At 45.9% G+C, this 266-nt stretch carries 1 rRNA gene; it reads left to right on the top strand.

Features of this window, described 5'->3' with window-relative positions:
- Positions 1–98, top strand: a 5S ribosomal RNA gene (gene rrf, locus WFK81_RS30815); the annotation flags it as partial.
- Positions 99–266 lie beyond the last annotated feature (168 nt).

Raw genomic sequence — 266 nt, 5'->3', positions numbered from 1 at the left:
GGGAACCACGCGTTCCCATACCGAACACGACCGTTAAGCCCTCCAGCGCCGATGGTACTTGGACCGCAGGGTCCTGGGAGAGTAGGACGTCGCCAAGCAGGTGAACTTAAAATGCGAGTTTATTACCAACTTTTGTGGGTTGATTGTAATAAACGAGCATGATAAGATAGCCTTCCGTCCACAAGACGGAGCAACAAATTTGTTCCTTGAAAACTGGATAGCGAAAGATGAAACATCCTTAAGCAACAAATGTTTTTATTAGGTTA

The sequence above is a fragment of the Paenibacillus sp. MMO-177 genome, assembly GCF_037147795.1.
GTDB lineage: Bacteria > Bacillota > Bacilli > Paenibacillales > Paenibacillaceae > Pristimantibacillus.
The sequence above is the reverse complement of the archived record's forward strand: the minus strand, read 5'-3'. Positions and strand labels throughout refer to the sequence as shown.